This window comes from Rhodococcus sp. R1101, from assembly GCF_000278445.1.
Taxonomy (GTDB): domain Bacteria; phylum Actinomycetota; class Actinomycetes; order Mycobacteriales; family Mycobacteriaceae; genus Rhodococcus; species Rhodococcus gordoniae.
In genome coordinates, this window is sequence record NZ_AJVB01000335.1 from 1 (window position 1) to 4205 (window position 4205).

Genomic DNA, 4205 nt, shown 5'->3' on the forward strand with positions numbered 1-4205 from the left:
CGGCCTGGCAGCACGAGGTGGACGATCTCGCTGCCGCGCTGCTCGGAGGGATGCGCGCCGACGGCCTGCCCCTCGGGGATCTCGTGTCGCTGCTCGCGGCCGCGCACGGTGAGGACGAGGACGATCTGCTCGCCCGGGCGGTGGGTCTCGTGCACGGGCTCGTGCGTCACGGGCTGATCGAGCCCGCCTGACGCTCGCCGGGGTGCGTCTGAGGTTCCACCCTTCGGTTCTCTCAGCAACTTCTCAGGAGCTCATCGGGTTGGTGCAGGTCAGCGCGGTGGTATTCGAAGACCGACGGGAACTCCACGGCTTCGCCGCTCGTTGAACCCTGTGAGACACCACCGATGAGGAGGCACGTCATGGCACGCCCCGAAACCACCGCTCGCTTCGATTCCGACCTCGACGGTCAGAGCCCCGCCGCCGATCTCGTTCGCGTCTACCTGAACGGCATCGGACGGACCGCTCTGCTCACCGCAGCCGACGAGGTGGAACTGGCAAAGCGGATCGAGGCCGGCCTGTATGCCAAGCACCTGCTCGAGACGAAGAAGCGCCTGTCCGCCGCGAAGAAGCGCGACCTCGCGATCATCGTCCGTGAAGGACAGGCCGCTCGCAGCCACCTGCTCGAGGCCAACCTGCGTCTCGTCGTCTCGCTGGCGAAGCGCTACACCGGACGCGGGATGCCCCTGCTGGACCTCATCCAGGAGGGCAACCTCGGCCTGATCCGTGCGATGGAGAAGTTCGACTACGCGAAGGGCTTCAAGTTCTCGACCTACGCGACGTGGTGGATCCGTCAGGCCATCACCCGCGGCATGGCCGACCAGAGCCGCACGATCCGGCTCCCCGTCCACCTGGTCGAACAGGTCAACAAGCTCGCCCGCATCAAGCGCGAACTGCATCAGCAGCTCGGCCGCGAGGCGACCGACGAGGAACTCGCCGAGGAGTCCGGCATCCCCGTCGAGAAGATCGCCGATCTGCTCGATCACAGCCGCGACCCGGTGAGCCTCGACATGCCCGTCGGCAACGACGAGGAGGCCCCGCTGGGCGACTTCATCGAGGATGCCGAGGCGACATCCGCCGAGACCGCCGTCATCGCCGGCCTCCTGCACAGCGACGTCCGCAGCGTCCTCGCGACGCTCGACGAGCGCGAACAGCAGGTCATCCGCTTGCGCTACGGCCTCGACGACGGTCAGCCGCGCACCCTCGATCAGATCGGCAAGCTCTTCGGGCTCTCCCGTGAGCGTGTCCGCCAGATCGAGCGCGAGGTGATGTCCAAGCTCCGCGAGGGAGATCGCGCCGAGCGCCTTCGCGCCTACGCCAGCTGACCGGGCGCGTCAGCGGTATCCGATCCCCGAGAACCGGGCTGGGTTCTCGGGGATCGTTGCTGTCCGGGATGGTGTCCGACGAGTTGTCCCCTCCGGCTGCCGTCAGCGCAGCCGGCGCGGTCCGAGGTCGAGCGGATGCGGTTCGGGCCCGATCCGTACGTGCGCGTCGGTGAGCTCGGCCCCCACCACCGAGGCGAGCACCGGCTCGCACACCAGCTCACGCACCTCGGGGAGGTCGTCGGCGAGTGCCGAGATCCGCTGGACGAAATCGACCAGCGCCGGCTTGTTCACCGGTGCCGCGTTCCGGTAACCCGAGAGCAGCGGGGCGGCCTTCGGCGCATCGATCAACTCGACCGCCTCGTCCTCCGTGAGAGGAAGCACACGATAGGCGCGGTCGCCGAGCAGGTCGGAGATCACACCGGCGAGACCGAAGGAGATCAGCGAGCCGAAGGACGGGTCGTCCTGCACACGGATCGCGCAGCCGATGCCCTTGTGTGCCATCCGCTGCACGTGCATCAACGGCTCCCCCGACACTGCGGCCAGGTCGCAGTACGCGATCCGCACCGAGTCGGCGTCCACGAGATCGAGCCGGACACCGCTCAGGTCCGGCCGGTGCCGCCACTGCGCGCCGGTGGCCTTGACCGCCACCGGAAATCCGATCTCCTCCGCCGCCGCCACCGCCTCGTCCTCGGTGGTCACCGCACGGAAGTCCGCGACCTCCACGCCGTAGCAGGACAGCAGCAGGGCCGCTTCGGTGTCCGACAGGTACCGGCCTTCGGGGTGTCGTCCCGAGCCAGCCGTCCACGAGCGCACGGGCGCGTTCGGGATCGATTCCGGCCGGCCGCACGACCTGCGAGGGCGGCCGGCTCCGCCACTTCGCGTACCGCCACGCCCGTCCCAGCGCCAGCGCAGCCCGTTCCGGACCGGGATAGGACGGCACGGATCCACGGGTCGGACTGCCGTCCGGTCCGCGCACGGCCAGGACGTCGGGGATGCCCTCGGTTGCCAGGAAGGTGGTCACCACGGGCTTCTCCGACCCGGCCACGGCGTCGCGCAGCGCCTGGGCGTAGGGCTGGACGTCGACGGCGACCGGCGGGACGAAGACCGCGATCACCGAGTCGACGTCGGATGATTCGAGCGCCCGCGCGACCGCCTCGGCGAACTCCTCCGGTGACGCCTGCGCGCCGAGATCCACTGCGTCCGGGGCCTGCAGTCCCTGTCCGCGTGCGGCATCGACGGCGAGCACTCCGAGAGCGGTGGAGTTGCCCACCACCGCGACCCGCGGTCCTGCCGGCAACGGCTGATAGCCGAACAGCAGTGCCGAGTCGAAGAGCTGGCCGATCGACTCGACCTGCACCACGCCCGCCTGCTCGAACAGGTAGCGCACGATGGTGTCGTCCATCTCGCCGGTCCGCGCGGCGAGCGCGGGCGGAACCGCGTGTCGGCCGCTCTTGACCGCGACGATCGGCTTGCTGCGCGCCACCCGGCGGGCGATGCGCGAGAACTTGCGCGGATTCCCGAAACTCTCGAGGTAGAGCAGCACCACCTCGGTCGCGGGGTCGGTGTCCCAGTACTGCAGCAGGTCGTTGCCCGACAGGTCGGCGCGGTTGCCCGCCGAGACGAAGGACGACAGTCCGACCCCGGTCTTGGCGGCCTCGTCCAGAATCGCGATGCCGAGCGCACCGGACTGGCAGAAGAAACCCACGTTGCCGGCGGCCGGGAGCACGGGCGCGAGAGTCGCGTTGAGGCGGATCGCCGGGTCGTTGTTGGCCACCCCGAGTGCGTTCGGGCCGATGAGCCGCATGCCGTGCGACCGTGCGGCGAGGGCGAGGCGGCGCTCGGCGTCGCGGCCCTCCGGTCCGGTCTCACCGAAACCCGACGACACGACGAGCAGCGCCTTGACGCCCTTCGCGAGACAGTCGTCGAGCACCGAGTCGATGGATTCGGCCGGCACGGCGGCGATGGCGAGGTCGATCTCGTCCGGGATGTCGCGGACGGTGGGGTACGCGCGGACACCCCGGACCGACCGGTTCTCGGCGTTGACCGGGTAGACCGGTCCGGTGAATCCGCTGCGCAGCATGTTCACCAGCACGGCGTTGCCCACCTTGCGGCTGTCGGTGGAGGCGCCGATGACAGCGACGCTGGCGGGGCTCAGGATGTTGCGCACGCTGCGCGCCTCGGCGGCGCGTTCGCGGGCGTTGCGCACCGACACGAGTGCCTCGGTGGGGTCGATCGCGAACTCGAGACGGACCACTCCCCCTTCGAAGCTGCGGCTGACCTGGTAGCCGGCCTCCCGGAAGACGGTGATCATGTGCCGGTTCTCGGCGAGGACCTCGGCGACGAAGGTGTGCAGTCCGTTCTCGGCGGCCGCGCCGGCGAGATGTTCGAGCAGGATCGGGCCGAGGCCGCGTCCCTGGTGGGCGTCGGCGACGGTGAAGGCCACCTCCGCGGAAAGTCCGTCGCCCTCGTTCGACAGTCCTTCGTATCGGCCGACGGCGATGATCTCGTCGCCGAGCACCGCGACGAACGCCACTCGGGAGCGGTGGTCGACGACCGTGAAGTTGAACAGGTCCTTCTTCGAGATCGTCGGATACGGACCGAAATACCGCAGATAACGGGTGCGTTCGGAGAGTTTGCTGTGGAAGGCGACGATCCCCTCGGCGTCCTCGGGGACGATCGGCCGCAGGTGCACGACGCCGCCGTCCGAGGCCAGCACGTCGGCGACCCAGTGCCGCGGATAGGCGCGTGCCCGGGCGAGGGCGCGTTCGCGAGCCGGGTCGGTCTCTCTCGCCGTCGCGGCAGCCTTCGCGGGATCGGTGCTCGATCCCGCCGCGGGATTCTGCTGATCAGTCACGCGGATCCTCCGGGTCCAGGCCGAGCAGC

The 4205-nt window shown here is 69.7% G+C and carries 2 protein-coding genes and 1 pseudogene; 2 read left to right on the forward strand and 1 reads right to left on the reverse strand.

The genetic code is table 11. The annotated features are described in order from the left end of the window. A partial coding sequence (locus tag R1101_RS27245; protein ID WP_037223945.1) for a DUF7782 domain-containing protein occupies positions 1 to 191 on the forward strand: 191 nt, incomplete at its 5' end. Between the two features lie 168 nt (positions 192 to 359). Then, positions 360 to 1322, forward strand: a complete 963-nt coding sequence (locus tag R1101_RS0117235; RefSeq protein WP_016934612.1) for a sigma-70 family RNA polymerase sigma factor — start codon at positions 360 to 362, stop codon at positions 1320 to 1322. Between the two features lie 102 nt (positions 1323 to 1424). Here the strand turns inward: R1101_RS0117235 and R1101_RS27250 are convergent. Beyond that, positions 1425 to 4176 (reverse strand): annotated as a pseudogene (locus R1101_RS27250) (bifunctional acetate--CoA ligase family protein/GNAT family N-acetyltransferase). Positions 4177 to 4205: the final 29 nt, after the last annotated feature.